The 14,741-nt window shown below is 37.1% G+C and carries 14 protein-coding genes; 4 read left to right on the top strand and 10 right to left on the bottom strand.

Annotated features, from left to right (window positions below):
• Positions 1-221: 221 nt before the first annotated feature.
• From PQ459_12310 to PQ459_12265, 10 genes are all read right to left on the bottom strand, one after another.
• A complete protein-coding gene (locus tag PQ459_12310) occupies positions 222-2,009 on the bottom strand; it encodes an acyl-CoA dehydrogenase family protein (GenBank protein ID WDF45680.1) in 1,788 nt (595 codons plus the stop codon).
• Between the two features lie 15 nt (positions 2,010-2,024).
• Positions 2,025-3,032, bottom strand: a complete 1,008-nt coding sequence (locus PQ459_12305) for a PDDEXK nuclease domain-containing protein (protein ID WDF45679.1) — start codon at positions 3,030-3,032, stop codon at positions 2,025-2,027.
• Positions 3,033-3,058: 26 nt separating this feature from the next.
• Complete coding sequence (locus PQ459_12300) at positions 3,059-4,234, bottom strand: acetyl-CoA C-acyltransferase (protein ID WDF45678.1); 1,176 nt, start codon at positions 4,232-4,234, stop codon at positions 3,059-3,061.
• 1 nt (position 4,235) lies between these two features.
• The gene (locus PQ459_12295) at positions 4,236-4,658 is read right to left on the bottom strand and encodes a hypothetical protein (GenBank protein WDF45677.1); all 423 of its coding nucleotides are present in this window, start codon (positions 4,656-4,658) and stop codon (positions 4,236-4,238) included.
• Between the two features lies 1 nt (position 4,659).
• Positions 4,660-7,032, bottom strand: a complete 2,373-nt coding sequence (locus PQ459_12290) for a 3-hydroxyacyl-CoA dehydrogenase/enoyl-CoA hydratase family protein (GenBank protein ID WDF45676.1) — start codon at positions 7,030-7,032, stop codon at positions 4,660-4,662.
• Positions 7,033-7,152: 120 nt separating this feature from the next.
• The gene (locus tag PQ459_12285) at positions 7,153-7,605 is read right to left on the bottom strand and encodes a MarR family transcriptional regulator (GenBank protein ID WDF45675.1); all 453 of its coding nucleotides are present in this window, start codon (positions 7,603-7,605) and stop codon (positions 7,153-7,155) included.
• Between the two features lie 144 nt (positions 7,606-7,749).
• Entirely contained in the window at positions 7,750-8,694 is a 945-nt protein-coding gene (locus tag PQ459_12280) for an ABC transporter ATP-binding protein (GenBank protein ID WDF45674.1), read from the bottom strand.
• Between the two features lie 325 nt (positions 8,695-9,019).
• Positions 9,020-9,991, bottom strand: a complete 972-nt coding sequence (locus PQ459_12275; protein WDF48721.1) for an iron ABC transporter permease — start codon at positions 9,989-9,991, stop codon at positions 9,020-9,022.
• Between the two features lie 40 nt (positions 9,992-10,031).
• Positions 10,032-10,601: a TlpA disulfide reductase family protein gene (locus tag PQ459_12270; protein WDF45673.1), complete on the bottom strand. Its 570-nt coding sequence runs from the start codon at positions 10,599-10,601 to the stop codon at positions 10,032-10,034.
• Positions 10,602-10,605: 4 nt separating this feature from the next.
• The gene (locus tag PQ459_12265; protein WDF45672.1) at positions 10,606-11,451 is read right to left on the bottom strand and encodes a hypothetical protein; all 846 of its coding nucleotides are present in this window, start codon (positions 11,449-11,451) and stop codon (positions 10,606-10,608) included.
• 59 nt (positions 11,452-11,510) lie between these two features.
• Here PQ459_12265 and PQ459_12260 point away from each other — a divergent pair, with 59 nt between their 5' ends.
• From PQ459_12260 to udk, 4 genes are all read left to right on the top strand, one after another.
• On the top strand, positions 11,511-12,638 hold the full coding sequence (locus tag PQ459_12260) for a ferredoxin--NADP reductase (protein WDF45671.1): 1,128 nt from the start codon (positions 11,511-11,513) through the stop codon (positions 12,636-12,638).
• Positions 12,639-12,706: 68 nt separating this feature from the next.
• The gene (locus PQ459_12255; GenBank protein WDF48720.1) at positions 12,707-13,264 is read left to right on the top strand and encodes an ElyC/SanA/YdcF family protein; all 558 of its coding nucleotides are present in this window, start codon (positions 12,707-12,709) and stop codon (positions 13,262-13,264) included.
• A gap of 112 nt (positions 13,265-13,376) precedes the next feature.
• Positions 13,377-13,964: a hypothetical protein gene (locus tag PQ459_12250; GenBank protein WDF45670.1), complete on the top strand. Its 588-nt coding sequence runs from the start codon at positions 13,377-13,379 to the stop codon at positions 13,962-13,964.
• 106 nt (positions 13,965-14,070) lie between these two features.
• A complete protein-coding gene (gene udk / locus PQ459_12245; GenBank protein ID WDF45669.1) occupies positions 14,071-14,688 on the top strand; it encodes a uridine kinase in 618 nt (205 codons plus the stop codon).
• The last annotated feature ends 53 nt before the right edge of the window (positions 14,689-14,741 follow it).

Raw genomic sequence — 14,741 nt, 5'->3', positions numbered from 1 at the left:
ATTACCTTTATCAATATTATCAATATACGAATATCCGAAATTCAGTTTAATAGTAAAAATTTATGTGTATAATTTACAAGATGTGAAACAAATATTTTAATTATGTAATATCTTAAAATTACATAATTAAAATATTAGAGACCTAACGCATATAAATATTATATAACCGAAACCGCCTCAGAAATCTCTGAGGCGGTTTTAGTTATACTGAAATAGATTAATTAGTAAGAACCTTTCGCAATAAAATGAGAAGCAATCTTTTCCGTCAAAGCAATTGGATTCGGCGTATTCACGTATTTTGTGAAACGTCTTAGTCCGGCCAGCATCATTCTTTGCTCGTCGCCTTCGGAGAAAGAGACGATGCCTTCTTTGGCGTTGGTGGCGATGATATCAACGGCTTTGTAAAGATTCAGTCTTGCCATTGATGCTTCTACAGAATCGGTGTCAAAATGTTTCTCCGCTCTCAGGATGGCAGATTCTGCCATATAGATTTGGTTCAGGATTTCGGAAGCGTTCAGGAGAAGATGCTGTTGTTTCTCGATGTCCATCATATATTTTTGAAGGGCAGAACCGGAAACCATCAGGAATACTTTCTTCAGGTTTTTGATGACTTCTTTTTCCTCAGACATATATTCTGAATAATCCGGAATGTCGAAAGACGGAATTCCCATCAATTCTTTTCCTACATTTTTTGCAGGCGTCAAAAGGTCTATTTTCCCCTGCATTGTACGTTTGATGAGCATTCCAACGGCAAGAAGTCTGTTGATTTCGTTGGTTCCTTCATAGATTCTGGAAATCCTTGAATCTCTCCAGGCAGATTCCATTGGTGTATCTTCTGAGAAGCCCATTCCACCAAAGATTTGAATGCCTTCATCCGCTGAATGCTGTGCCAAATCTGAAACAAAAACTTTCAAGATAGAACATTCTACAGCGAATTCCTCCACACCTTTCAGTTCCGCTTCCTCGTGGTTCATTCCGCCGGCCACCAATTCCTCGATTTTGTTTTCGACATCTTTTGCACCGCGGTAAGAACCAGCCTCACTCACAAAAGCGCCAGTCGCCATCTCTGCCAACTTCTTGCGAATTGCGCCGAAAGTGTTGATAGAAACGCCAAACTGCTTTCTCTCCGTAGAATAAGTCAATGAATGGTTCAGGATTCTTCTTTGTGCATCCAGACACGCCGCCGCCAATTTGATTCGGCCAACGTTAAGGGCATTAAGAGCGATTTTGAAACCGTTGTTTCTTTCGCCCAAAAGATTCTCCACCGGAATTTTCATATCATTGAAGAAAACCTGGCGTGTAGAAGACGCACGGATTCCCAATTTGTGTTCTTCCTCTCCGAAAGTCAGACTCTCAGGATTTTCCAATTCTGAACGGTTGATGACGAATCCGGTGATATTTTTGTCATCGTCAATCTTGGCGAATAAAGTGAAAGTGTCTGCAAAACCAGCATTCGAAATCCACATTTTTTGTCCGTTGATGATGTAATGTTTTCCGTCTTCGGAAAGTTTGGCTCTAGTTTTTCCGCTGTTTGCGTCGGAACCTGCATCTGGCTCGGTCAAGCAATAAGCACCGAATTTAGTTCCCGCCGCCAAGTCTGGAAGGTATTTGTTTTTCAGATATTCGCTTCCGTAAAGTAGGATTGGTAAAGTTCCAATTCCTGTGTGCGCACCATAAGCTGTTGCCAATGAGCCAGTTGTTCCGGAGATATAGTCGCAAGCCAGCATTGTGGTCACGAATCCCATTCCCAATCCGCCATAAGCTTCAGGAACAGCGATTCCCAGGAATCCCATTTCTCCGATTTTACGCATCACTTCTTCCGTGTAGGCGTAATCTTTTTTCTCGAAGCGCTCTTTGTTCGGAACCACTTCTTTATCTATGAATTCTTTCGCAGAATCGCGAAGCATTTTTTGTTCTTCGGAAAGTTCCTCGATGCTGAAGATTTCCTGAGCAGTGATGTCCTTTACCAGGAATTCGCCACCGTTTAATGTTTTGGTTTCAGTACTCATTTTATTGTTGTTTTTTTAATTTTTTTGATTGTTAAATTCATCAAGGTCTATTTTGAGAGCTTCTAAAATTTGACTTTCAGTTGGGAGATACAATTGATATTTGCTGGACAAAATGCTTTCATTTTTTTCAGGCAAAGTAAATTTCACCAGTGCATTATTCTTTTCTGCACAAAGCAGAATTCCAATGGTTTTGTTCTCGTGAGCCAGTTTTTCCTTTCTGTCGTAGTAATTGACATACATTTGCAACTGTCCCAAATCCTCGTGCGTCAACTTGTGGGTCTTGATTTCGAAGATGACAAAACATTGCATCAGTCGGTTGTAAAAGACCAAATCAATGAAAAAATCATCGCCTTCCAGATGGATTCTTTTCTGTCTCGCGACAAATGAAAATCCGTTTCCAAGTTCTAACAAAAAATCCTGTAAGTTGGTGATAATCGCCTGTTCAAATTCTTTTTCGTAATAAGCGGATTCTTTTTTCAATCCCAGAAATTCTAAAACCATTGGGTCCTTGATGATTTGGGAAGGCTCGTTGGGAATCATTTCGCCTTTCGCGATTGCCAAAACACTTTCTTTATCATTGCTCAACAACAACCGCTCATACAAACTACTGTTGATTTGTCTTTCTAATTGCCGTGCAGACCAATTGTTTTTGACGGATTCGGCGATGTAATATTCTCTTTTATGCTCATCATCGATAGACGTAAGTAGCTTATATTGAGTCCAGTTCAATTGCGTCCGCAGTGCGGACGCAATTGGGAAGACTCTATAGAATTGTCTGTATTTTTCCAATTGCCGACGAGAAAACCCACTTCCAAATTCTGGTTGAAGTTGCTCAGAAAGATACTTTATAAGATAAGTTCCGTATTCTGCACGTTCTTTTCCATTCTGCTCTTCTTTAAAAATTCTTTGCCCGATATGCCAATACATCAATGTTCGCTGATAATCCACCGAACGAATCGCATTATCTCTAGATTGAGAAATAATGTTTTTGATTTCGGATATTAATGAAGAATTAGCTAACATTTGAAAGAGATTATGATTTTCAGATTTTAAAGCAACTCGAAAACACTCGCTGCACCCTGACCAGTTCCTACGCACATTGTCACAACACCATATTTGCTGTTTCTGCGTTTCATTTCGTCAAGAAGTTGAACGGTCAATTTAGTTCCTGTACAACCCAGTGGATGTCCAAGTGCGATTGCGCCTCCATTTACGTTTACGATTTCAGGATTGATGTTCAGTTCTCTTAAGATTGCAACAGACTGAGAAGCAAACGCTTCATTCAACTCAAACAAATCGATGTCAGATTGTTTAAGTCCAGCTTGCTCCAACGCTTTTGGAATAGCGAACATCGGTCCGATTCCCATAATTCTTGGCGGAACGCCGACAGTCGAATAGGAGAGAAGTCTCGCAACTGGCGTTAGATTTAATTCTTTGACCATTCTTTCTGACATTACCATTGTAAAAGCGGCGCCGTCAGAAGTTTGAGAAGAATTACCAGCCGTCACAGAACCATTCGCTGCGAAAACTGGACGAAGTTTCGCCAAAGCTTCCACCGATGTATCAGCTCTTGGACCTTCATCTTGTTTGAAGGCGTATTCTTTGGTTTGGATTTTTTCCTTTTCGTCAAGGAAATTATATGCAACATCAATTGGAACAATCTGGTTTTCAAATTTTCCTTCTTTGATGGCTTTCATAGCTTTCTGATGCGAGTTGTAAGCGAATTGGTCCTGCTCCTCACGACTCACTTTGAATTCGTTGGCAACCGCTTCGGCTGTCAATCCCATTCCCCAATAATAATCGGGATGTTTCTTGGCCAAATCCGTGTCTGGAATCGGTTTGTAACCACCCATCGGGATGTACGACATACTTTCTGCGCCACCAGCGATGATGCACTCTGCCATTCCTGCTTTGATTTTCGCCGCCGCAATCGCAATCGATTCTGAGCCTGAGGCGCAATATCTGTTGACTGTCAGACCTGGAACTTTGTCAGTGTCTAGTCCCATTAATGAAATCAGTCTCGCGACGTTAAGGCCTTGTTCTGCTTCCGGCATTGCACAACCGACAATCAAATCGTCGATGCGAGCCGGGTCAAGATTTGGAACATCTTTCATCAGATGTTGTATCACAGTTGCCGCCATATCATCCGGGCGGGTAAAACGCAAAGAACCTTTCGGCGCTTTACCAACTGCTGTTCTGTATCCTGTTACTATATATGCTTCCATTTTATTTGTTTAGTAAATTAATTAAGTTAATAATTGTGTTTCCAGTAGTTGCAAATTTTGAAGAAATATCTAGGAACTTAACAATCTTTTCAGTGTTACTTTTCTTAATAATTTCAATCTCGTCATTATCTAAATTGCTTAGCTCGTCGATTAAATTTTCAACGTACTGAATACCATAGGTAGTTAATGATGTATAATTTATAGAACCAATAATTTTTTGACTTAAAAGAAATTGAATATTATTATTAAAAAAATCCTCATCAAATTGGTCAGCTAATAATTCCTTTATAGAATCTTTAATGACTTTTCTCTCACATTCATTACTTTGGTTGATATGACCATTACTTAAGACATAACTTTTAAGTAAAATTAAATTTCTGTAAAGATTATTTTCATTCTTTAAATCAAGCCAAATATTACTCATATTAATTTCTTAATGGCTTACCAGTTGTTAACATAGTTTGAATCCTTTCTAAAGTTTTTCTTTCTCCGCACAATGATAAGAATGCCTCTCTTTCCAAATCCAAAAGATATTGTTCGGAAACTTCTGTTGGTTCGGAGAGATTTCCACCGGTCATTACGTAGCCGATTTTGTTGGCAATCAGTCTGTCGTGCTCTGAGGCGTAACCGCCGGCAACCATTTGGTCTGTTCCAACGTAGAACATTCCCATTGATTCTTTTCCGAGCACTTTTATTTTTTCTGGAACCGGTGGTGTATATCCTAGTTCGTCCAAAACAATCGCCTGACGTTTTGCTTCTGCAATTTGACGGTCTTTGTTGACAACGATGATATCTTTGTCGGTCAAAATTCCCATTTGCTTGGCTTCGTGAGCAGAAGTTGCCACTTTTGCGGTTGCAATGTTCATAAAGTAATTTCGAAGATGATTGGTTTTAACATCGTCTGGAAGTGCGCCTTTTAAAGCTCTTAAGGCAAACTCCTTTGTTCCGCCACCGCCTGGAATCAAACCAACGCCAACTTCCACAAGTCCAATATAAGTTTCTGCCGCTGCAACAATTTTATCTGAATGCATCGAGAATTCGCAACCGCCACCAAGCGTCATTCCGAAAGGTGCAGCGATAACTGGAATTGATGAATATCTCAATTTCATCGATGTTTGTTGGAACAAGTTAATGGCCATATTCAGTTCGTACCAATCTTGTTCAACGGCCATCATCATTACCATCGCGAGGTTTGCGCCGACTGAGAAATTATCGGATTGATTTCCTATAACCAAACCTCTGTAATCTTTCTCAGCAATGTCGATGGATTTATTAAGGCCTTCCAAAACGCCTCCGCCAAGAGAATTCATTTTTGAACGGAATTCGAAGTTCAGGATTCCGTCGCCAAGGTCGATTAACGCAGACTCGGAATTGGACCAGATGGTTTTTTCTTTTCTGATATTATCAAGAATAATGAAAGCATCCAAACCTGGAATCGCCTCGTAAGTTTTTGTATTTTGATTGTAGAATAACTGCTTTCCATTTTCCAATTTGTAGAAAGACTCGTTTCCGGAAGCCAGCATTTCCTTAACCCAATCAGCGACTTTGTAACCTTCACTTTCAACCAAATCGATTCCTTTTTGAATTCCCAAGAAATCCCAGTTTTCGAAAGGACCATATTTCCAAGCATAACCGGTTTTCATCGCATCATCGATGGAGTAGAACACATCGGTGATTTCCGGAACGCGCTGAGAAACGTAAGCGAAAAGTGAAGCGTAATGTTTTCTAATCAATTCGCCAGCTTTGGTTTGGTCTTGCAACAAAATTGGCAAACGGTTTTTCAAACTTCCTGCTTCTTTAGCCGTTTTCACGATTGGAAGTTTTGGCTGTTTAGTCGGTTCGTAACCAAGCGTTTCATAATTTAAAACGAAACGATTGACATTTCCGCCAGCATCTTTTTCTTTATAATAGAATCCTTTTTTAGCTTTATCGCCAAGGAATTTATTTTCAATTAAATGATTCAAAGTCTTGGAATCTTTCAAAGCCTGAACCATTTCGTCGTCTTTCAAATTGGCTTGAAGACCTTTCGTCACGTTGAAAGCCGTATCCAATCCTACCAAATCTCCCAATTTGAAAGTTCCTGTTTTTGGACGATTCAGCAAATCGCCAGTCAAAGAATCCGCTTCTTCAATGGTCAAACCGATTTCCTCGGTCAGTTCCATAATTTTCGCCATTGAATAAACACCGATTCTGTTTCCGATAAATCCTGGCGTATCTTTACAAAGAACCGTAGTTTTTCCAAGGAATTTTTCGCCGTAAGACATAAAGAAATCCACAACAGCTTTATCCGTTTTCGGACCTGGAATTACTTCAAATAATTTCAAATATCTTGGCGGATTGAAAAAGTGTGTTCCGCAAAAATGTTTCTGGAAATCTTCCGACCTTCCTTCAGACATCAGATGAATCGGAATTCCTGAAGTATTAGAAGTAATCAAAGTTCCTGGTTTGCGAAGTTTGTCCACTTTCTCGAACATCGATTGTTTGATGTCCAATCTCTCGACTATCACCTCAATCACCCAATCCGAATTTTTGATTTTCTCCAAATCATCTTCGAAGTTTCCAACCGTAATTCTGGAAGCGAAGGATTTGTCGTAGATTGGTGAAGGATTGCTTTTCAAAGCGCTGTCAAGATGACCTTGCGCCACGCTGTTTCTCGTTTTCTTGTCGGCATTATCCGAGTCTTTCGCAGGCATATCCAACATCAATACCTGAATTCCGTTTCCAGCCAAGTGACAGGCTATTCCGGAACCCATCACGCCGGAGCCGAGGACTGTAACGTGTTTTATTTTTCTGTTCATTATTAGAATTATTTTGTGATTTAATATTTTACAGAAGAGTTTCTTCTCGCAGATTTTAAGGATTTTGCAGATTAATCTGCTCGATTTGCTTAATCAGCGAGAATTTATCTTTCTTAATAATTACTTTCTATGATTAAGTTCGTTGGCGATTTTCAAAATATCATTCATCACTTCTTTGAAAATTTCAAATTTCTCTGGTTCAATTCTTTCCACGATTTTTTTGTTGAAGTTGATGACCACTTCTTTGGAGAGATTTCTAGAATTGATGCCCTTTTCCGTGAGTTTGATAATCACTTCGCGCTTGTCCGTTGTGGTTTTTTCTTTGTAGATGTAACCATTGTCTTCCAGAAGTTTGATGATTCTCGTCAACGACGTAGGTTCGATTGCCATTTTTGGACCAAGATTCGTACTTCTTGTTCCTTCTTTTGGGTCGATTTTCAAAAGTGTAAGTGCTTGTACAGCAGTTGAGTTGTGCAAGGACGCCTGGTCCGAATACATCTTCGAAACAGCCAACCAAGCTGACTTTAACATCAAATCTACACTTTCTACTTTTTCTGAATTTTTGTTTTCCATAATTAACTTATTGAAGCACTCTTTACAAATATAAAAAAAATACTATGCATGCATAGTATTTTCAGGTTTTAATTGTTAAGTTGTTTATAGTCAGTATTTTAATTACTATGCGAGTCGCAATAAATAAAATCTATTAAAGTTTATTTAATTGAAATCATCAGTGTTGATAATGTTTTGCAGAGATTGTTTAATTTCTGTCAATGTATGACAATTATCATAAAAATTATCCGATTTCAGTTCCCAGATGTTATTTTTAAACGTCAATTTAAATTTACTCAAATCCGAGGCAAAGTTTTTTTGAAGGAAAGAAAACATCATTTCCTTTTCCAATTTCGGTGCATCGATTTCTGGCGGATGAAAGTTTTTATTGAAATCCAAAATCTTCGGTGTAATCAATTCTGGATTGTTGAGAATGATTTCTTCGGAAATTCCGTTGATGAGTTTTTTGTCTTTCAGCCACCAAATTTTGTCAGAAAATTCCTTTGCTAATCGCCAATCGTGAGAAGAGAAGAGAATCAGTTTATTTTCATTTTTCGCAAGATTTCGAATCAAGGAGAGAATCATCAATTTGTTTTCTTCATCCAGATGCGTTGTTGGTTCATCCAAAATAATGAAAGGCGAATTCTGTGCTAAAGCTCTTCCAATAAAGACTTTCTGAAGATTTCCATCAGAAAGTTCGGTGAGTTTTTTATCTCGAAATTTTGTTAAGTTTAATTTATCAATGATGGCATTTATTTCAGTTATATCCTTTTCATTCAATTTAAAATAATAAGGATAATGAATGTATTTCCCCAATGAAATCAAATCGGTAACTGTATAATTATCAGGAATTTCCGCTTTCGAAAAAACGATGGCAATTTGAGAGGCTATTTCGTTTGAATTCAATTTCTGAATTGATGTTCCGTTGATGGAAATTTCACCACTTAAAAGTTTGTTCTGACCGAGAATGGTTTTGATTAAAGTCGTTTTCCCAATCCCGTTGTTTCCCATCAAAAGGCAAACTTCGCCTAATTCTAAAGAAGTGTTGATGTCAGAAATTAATGGTACTGAATAACCTGTTGATGCATTATTAATTTTAAGGAAACTCATCTTAAGCTTATGGATTTCTTAGATTTAAGATTATCAAAATATTTGGTATTAAAAGAAATATGACAATCGGTGTCAAACATAAAAATAACCAAATATATTTTAGTTTTTTTATCTTAATTGCTGTGAAAATACTTAGCGCTAATGAACCAAACATTGAAACTGGGAACGCAAAAAGTAAATACCAATTATGAGCTGAAGAATAAATCCAATGTTTTTCTTTATTCAATCGGTAGATGTTGGAATATTCCATAAAAGAGAAGCTCAAGATAAATAAGAAAATATTTATAATAATTAATGTTTTATATACTCGAATATTTCCCATTAGTTATTGCTTTTTAATCAACATCAACAAAATCACAGGAATCCCAAAAAACGTCGTAATAATATTAATAGGAAACTGACTGAGTTCTGAAATGATTGAAAAAACCTGCATCACAAAAACTCCCAAGACTACATTCAAAATCAATTGGTGCCAAAACTGAGCGGGATTCCAAAGCATTCTGCAAAAATGCGGAACCACAACACCAATAAATAAAATTGGACCTAAAAAAGCCGTCACAGAAGCTGATAGAATGGATGAAGCGACAATGATGCTGATTTTCAGTTTTGATTGACTCACTCCAAAACTTTGCGCATAAGCAACTCCAAGAGAATTTCCAATCAAAGGTTTTATAGATTTGAATGTGAAAAATAAACCGATAATTATTAAAATGGTTAAGATTGAAATCTGAGAAAAATTAGCTTGATTATTCGCTCCGAAAGTCCATAGAATATAGTTTTTCAGGCTTTGACTTTCCACATAAAACTGAAGAAACGAAACAACAGCTCCAGCCAAAGCCGAAATCAGAAATCCGAAAATAATGATAAAACTTTTGTCCCGAAACCGATTCGAAAACAAAAGCAAAACCATCATCAAAACAACACTTCCAAGAATTGATGACAAACTGATAAAGCTATTCTGCAGGAAATCCGGAATCAAAACATCTTGCGAAAAGAAAATATAAAACGCCACAAATAAACTGGAAACCGACGTGATTCCCAAAACATCCGGACCAGCCAAAGGATTTTTGAAATATTCCTGCAAAAGAAAACCACTCGTCGGAATCGCAATTCCAGCCAAAATCATTGCTAAAGCGCGGTTGATTCTGAATCCTGCGATTTCAAATTGTTCCGCGGATTCATTATAAAAATCTGAAAATGAAAGTTTTGCATAACCAATATTCAAATTGATGATGAACGAAATGATGATTCCGACAATGATAAAAAAGCAAAGAACTCCGAATTTATTTTTCAAGATTTGTCTTTTAGTTTAATTCTTATCATTGATTTTTGCTTAATTATTTTGCAGATAGAAACTGCGAAAGCTTCTGATTCAAAGCCTCTTCCGTCATAGAACCAAGTGTTTCATCCACTTTGTCGCCCTTCTTTATCAATGTAAAAGGAATGGCGCCACCGTCCCAAGTTTTGAAATTTTGTTTGAAAAACTCTGGTTTCAAAAGACTTCCGTCCAATAAGGTTACGTTTTTTCTAATGTTAAATTCGTCCGCAAAATCACTGACTTCGGTTGCCCAATCGGTTTTGTTGTCAAGACTTACAAATGTGAATTTCACAGGTTGACCTTGCAACTCCTCCATCTTTTTGTGGAAAAAAGGAATCTCGTGCATACACGGCCCACACCAAGTCGCGAAAAAATTGGTCACATACAACGTGTCAGGATTTTTATTTTGAATGTAAGCCGACATTTTTTCTGGAGAAAACTCCACCAATTCGGCAACATCGGCTTCGGATTTCGAAGGTTCTACGGTGATGGAATCTTCTTTCGCTTGAGCTTCTGCGACTTTCTCATCATTCTTTTTACAAGCTAAAAAGCTGAGTGAAATGACTGAATATATAAATAGTTTTTTCATAATTCTAAGGTTTAAGGTTTCCTACAACAATTAATTTATCAAAAAATACGCGTTTGTCATTTTTGAATTTAGTGGTAAAATAATATGTATTGTTGTCAAAAGCAATAATTTCCATATCAAGTTCATCGCCGATTTTAGACTTTGATATTTCTTTCTTAAAGCCCTTCAATACAGATGTTGTTAGGCACGGATTTTCTTTATATCGAATAAGATTCATTAAGTAATAGTTATCATCTGTAATATCTTTCTTCTCGGTTTCATAGACCAATATTCTTTGTCTATCAAAAGTAAAAGGTGAAATTGACTCGAGTTCGATATTACGGTAATCGTTACACTTTTTTAATAACTGATTTTCATCAAATTGATATTGAACCATTGGCTTTACAGATGAAATCATTTTTTCACTCAAAGTTGAAAAATGCACTTTGATTTCATCATCAGTCAGAATAGAAGAGTCTATAAATTTCCAATGTTTGTCATATTCATCAAAAATGCCTACCATAGAATATTCCTTTATCACTTTTCCACTGGGTGTTTTTGTAAGAACAGCTTTTGTGAATGATGATTGGTACTTACCATTAAACTTAGTGGGCTTACTTATGTTTTTAAAATAAATATAAGTTATGCTATCAGATTTTAATTTGGATTGTTCCTGATTATTTTTGATTCTTTTTAGCAAACCTTCTTCACTAATCTTCATATTGTATGACAAATAATTGACAAACTTTGGAAGATTATTATAATAAAGAAATTTCATTTTATAAAGGTCTGAATCCAGAATGTTTTCCCTAGATTGAGAAAACACTAGGTTGGGTAAAATAAATAAAAGAAATAATAATTTAGTTTTCATAGTTTTTTTTATTGTTCAACTTTTCTTCTGTCAATTTTTATTAAATTTGATTCTTGACAATGGAGAATCAATTAACAGTAGCCAACCAACCTCAATTTCACAGGCTAAAAATAGCTAAAAAACAACAACTGACCAAACAAGCTTTTGCGTTGGAATTAGAGATTCCCGAGGCGTTGAAATCGCGATTTCAATTTCGTGCTGGGCAATATTTGACGCTGAAATATCACTTTAATGAAAAGGAAATCCAGAACGATTATTCCTTTACTTCTGCACCTTCCGAAGAGAGATTGGCATTGGCAATCAAAATCAATGGTGAAAATAGTTCCACCAAATTTCTTTTTGATAATTACAATGTTGGCGACGAAATCTCTGTGAGCGAACCATTGGGGAGATTTTTCCTTAATTCAAAACCGAATGAGAAACGAACCATCATCGCTTTTGCTTCGGGAATTGGAATAACTCCAATTCTCAGTCATATCAAAAATATTTTGATTGAAGAAAAAACAACGCGTATTTTTCTTTTCTACGGAAACAAAAGTTACGAAGATATTATCCTAAAAGATGAGTTGGAAAAGCTTCAAATAGAATCTGGCGGAAGATTGGAATGTTTCTATTTCATTTCGCAAGAACCTGTGAAAGATAAATTGTTTCAAGGGAGAATTGATGAGAAAAAAGTCTCGCTTATCATCAACCAAATCCTTCATCTGGACGAGGATGACGAAGAATCTACAATCTGGGACAGCACAGACAAAGTGTTGATTTGCGGTCCTGGCGCGATGATAAAATCGGTTGCAAACGCTTGTTACAACCACGGAATTCCGAAAAAGAATATTCATTTTGAGTTGTTCGAGGCTTACAATGAAGACATCTATCCAACGGAAAAAGAATTTCCTTTGATTGAAAATGTTGAAGTTAAAATCAAATTCAATCACATCGAAAAAGATGGCATAATCCTAAAAAATAACGAGCGAAAAATCCTTCAGCAGTTGTTGGATTTGGGTTATAAACTGCCTTATTCCTGCAAATCCGGAATCTGCGGAAGTTGTCTTTGCTACCTGAAAAAAGGAGAAGTTGATATGACGGAAGACGAATATTTGACAGATAACGAAAAACATCAGGGAAAAATCTTACCTTGTACAGCTATTGCAATGAGCAGGGAAATTTATTTGGATTTTGATATGATTTAACGATGATTAAGGCGGTTACAAACATTCTCAAAATAGCTTTAAGGCTTTTGGAAGTTGGGATTTTGCTGATGATTTTGGCGAACTTCTGGGTGGTTGCCTTGACGAGTGGGAGAACTTATACCAAAATCAGCAAAGTTCCGCCGAGAGATTGCGCCTTGGTTTTGGGAACATCGCCGAAGATGCGTTCGGGTGTTGCAAATCCTTATTTCACAGCGAGAATGGACGCAGTAGGAACGCTTTATCACCACGGAAAAATCAAAAAAATCATCGTCAGCGGAGAGAAAAGCAAAAACTACGACGAGACCGAAGCGATGAAGAATTTCTTGGTCTATAACGAAGGTGTTCCGGAAAATATCATCATCAAAGACCCGAAAGGTTTCAACACGCACAAGAGTATTTTGAATTGTAAAAATGTTTACAAGCAAAAAAATGTCATCATCGTTTCGCAAGGATTCCACAATCTTCGAGCCTTGTTTTTTGCCCGAAACAATGGAATGAATGCGTTAGGTTTTGATGCTCAGGACGTGACCAAAAACGAAAGTTTCTACAGAAATCATACCCGTGAATTTCTCGCCAGGGATTTGGCGGTTTTCTATTACATTCTTGGGATTTCGCCTGAAGAATAGTTTTCATTAATAACAGGAATTTTATTGATTATTCTACCAAAATTTAACTTGGCAGATAGTTTGTAATCTAACTAAGTGTTACGACTAACGTAATTTTTAAAACCAAGAAATAATGAAAAATCTATTTAAAATATTAGTTCCGTCCATCATCGCATTTACAATGACTTCTTGTACGACGACATCGGACGCTTATGCCTATAATAATAACGACCCCTATTCTCAAGGCTATTCCGATGGTTACAGAGATGGATATTATCAGTCACCAGATGGATATTGGTATGCGCCAAACGCCGTCTATTTGGACTACAACAATAATTATTATAGAAATGGAGCCATCTATAGTTCAAGAAACAGAAATCAGGGAAATATCATTATTTCGCCTAAAAGAAGTTCTTTGCAGAACAGAATTTCTACCGGAACTAGAAATAGGACAGAAACAACTGGTAGAGGTCAAGGAAACATTGGCAGAAATCAAAATAATATAAGAGTGCAGCCGAACGTCAATAGTGGGACAAGAAATCAACCTCAAAATAACACCAGAGTTCAGCCAAATACCAACAATGGAATGAGAAATAGAACTCAGAACAATGTTAGAATGCAGCCTCAGAACAATACAAGGTCTGAATCACAGAGCAGCAACCGAGCACAGCCTCAAGTTCAGCAAGAGAACAATTCCCAGAGGTCGGGTGGAAGAAGATAATCTAAAAGCTAGTTTCGACTAGCTTTTTTTATTTCTAAATTTCAAATTTTGCAGATTAAAAACGAGTGTAAATAAAAATTATATTATTTTTGTAAAAATTGTAAAAATGCTCGTGATTGGAATTGCCGGTGGAACAGGTTCCGGAAAAACTACTGTTGTAAACAAAATATTGCAACAACTTAATATTGAAGGTGTTAATGTACTTTCTCAAGATAATTATTATCACGATAATCCAAATTTGACTTTGTCCGAAAGGGAAGTGCTCAACTACGACCATCCAAAATCCATCGATTTTGAATTGATGTTGCAACACGTCAAAGCACTGAAAAATCATCAAAGTATAGAACAGCCGATCTACTCTTTCGTAACACATTCCAGAACAGGTGATCACATCACAGTAGAGCCCAAAAACGTTCTGATTGTAGAAGGGATTTTGGTTTTGACGAATAAGGAATTACTAAAGGAATTTAACCTAAAAGTGTTTGTACACGCAGATTCTGACGAACGATTGATCCGAAGAATCCGTAGAGACACGCAGGAAAGAGGTAGAGATCTGCAGGAAGTTCTGCACCGTTACCAAACGACCTTGAAACCGATGCATCAGGAGTTCATCGAGCCTTCCAAAAACGAAGCCGACTTGATTGTTCCGAATATGAGACAAAACTCTGTGGCCATCGATTTTCTGACGACAGTGATCAATAACTCGCTTAAAAAAGTTCATTAATATATTGTAATTTTTAGGACAGCTTTTCCGCCTATAGTTTATCCTTAGCGAAG

Source organism: Chryseobacterium sp. KACC 21268, from assembly GCA_028736075.1.
Taxonomy (GTDB): Bacteria; Bacteroidota; Bacteroidia; order Flavobacteriales; family Weeksellaceae; genus Epilithonimonas.
This window is presented reverse-complemented; position numbering and strand designations above follow the sequence as displayed.

Excerpts from the sequence above, each read along its gene's own strand:
- udk (WDF45669.1), top strand. The coding sequence starts at position 14,071 with ATGCTCGTGATTGGAATTGCCGGTGGAACAGGTTCCGGAAAAACTACT.
- PQ459_12265 (WDF45672.1), bottom strand. The coding sequence starts at position 11,451 with ATGAAAACTAAATTATTATTTCTTTTATTTATTTTACCCAACCTAGTG.
- PQ459_12300 (WDF45678.1), bottom strand. The coding sequence starts at position 4,234 with ATGGAAGCATATATAGTAACAGGATACAGAACAGCAGTTGGTAAAGCG.
- PQ459_12280 (WDF45674.1), bottom strand. The coding sequence starts at position 8,694 with ATGAGTTTCCTTAAAATTAATAATGCATCAACAGGTTATTCAGTACCA.
- PQ459_12255 (WDF48720.1), top strand. The coding sequence starts at position 12,707 with ATGATTTTGGCGAACTTCTGGGTGGTTGCCTTGACGAGTGGGAGAACT.
- PQ459_12285 (WDF45675.1), bottom strand. The coding sequence starts at position 7,605 with ATGGAAAACAAAAATTCAGAAAAAGTAGAAAGTGTAGATTTGATGTTA.
- PQ459_12310 (WDF45680.1), bottom strand. The coding sequence starts at position 2,009 with ATGAGTACTGAAACCAAAACATTAAACGGTGGCGAATTCCTGGTAAAG.
- PQ459_12290 (WDF45676.1), bottom strand. The coding sequence starts at position 7,032 with ATGAACAGAAAAATAAAACACGTTACAGTCCTCGGCTCCGGCGTGATG.
- PQ459_12250 (WDF45670.1), top strand. The coding sequence starts at position 13,377 with ATGAAAAATCTATTTAAAATATTAGTTCCGTCCATCATCGCATTTACA.
- PQ459_12270 (WDF45673.1), bottom strand. The coding sequence starts at position 10,601 with ATGAAAAAACTATTTATATATTCAGTCATTTCACTCAGCTTTTTAGCT.
- PQ459_12305 (WDF45679.1), bottom strand. The coding sequence starts at position 3,032 with ATGTTAGCTAATTCTTCATTAATATCCGAAATCAAAAACATTATTTCT.
- PQ459_12260 (WDF45671.1), top strand. The coding sequence starts at position 11,511 with ATGGAGAATCAATTAACAGTAGCCAACCAACCTCAATTTCACAGGCTA.
- PQ459_12295 (WDF45677.1), bottom strand. The coding sequence starts at position 4,658 with ATGAGTAATATTTGGCTTGATTTAAAGAATGAAAATAATCTTTACAGA.